General features: G+C 50.1%; 2 protein-coding genes. One reads left to right on the top strand and one right to left on the bottom strand.

What is annotated here, in order from left to right:
* Window positions 1-276: hypothetical protein (locus JK635_RS24425; RefSeq protein ID WP_235888228.1), on the top strand; the 276-nt coding region annotated here is incomplete at its 5' end.
* A 105-nt stretch (window positions 277-381) separates the two neighbouring features.
* Here JK635_RS24425 and JK635_RS19135 read toward each other — a convergent pair.
* A partial coding sequence (locus JK635_RS19135) for a hypothetical protein (RefSeq protein ID WP_202655540.1) occupies window positions 382-615 on the bottom strand: 234 nt, incomplete at its 5' end.

A 615-nucleotide genomic window follows, 5' to 3' on the forward strand; every position in this document is an offset into this window, starting at 1 on the left:
AATACCGCCTTTGCCAGATCGATACTGCATGCACTCAGCTTCATTTCGGACGCTCCTTTCTGGTCATGGACTCCTTGTACATCCACTTTGGCATTTCAATGCCGTTTCAGGGAGGATGCGTCCATTCCATTAAAGCCCATTGAAGCCCTTTTGCTCATCTTTGCTGATCATAAGGCGAGACAGTGTTGCAATCGCGCCGTAGCGCTCGATCATCTGCCGCGTCTAGCCGACGGCATGTTTGATCAGTTCCTCATACAGCGCAATCGTGCCTTCTAATTCCTGTGCAAAACTCGTTTCTGACATCTTTGCATCTTCCATTTCACTTTATACAACTCTCGCTACCTGCGATCTGTTCATACAATAACGACTTCGCCTCTACCGTCATACATCATCAATCAACGTGCTTTTTCGCAACACTCGTGGCACTCGGCGGCCCGATTGTGTCGGTAGCATAGCCACCAGTTGTCTTGCCGGTGTTTGCGAGTAGCTCACGTGAATTGGACGCTCCTTGCCGTAAAAATACACCCGGTCGACCCCCGTGTTTTCAAATACCCAATTCGCGACCTCTTCCATGTCTTCATCCTCGACGAGAAAATCGCAGGCTGCACCAAGGCG

Origin of the sequence: Neobacillus paridis, assembly GCF_016765675.1 — a bacterium.
GTDB lineage: Bacteria > Bacillota > Bacilli > Bacillales > Cytobacillaceae > Neobacillus > Neobacillus paridis.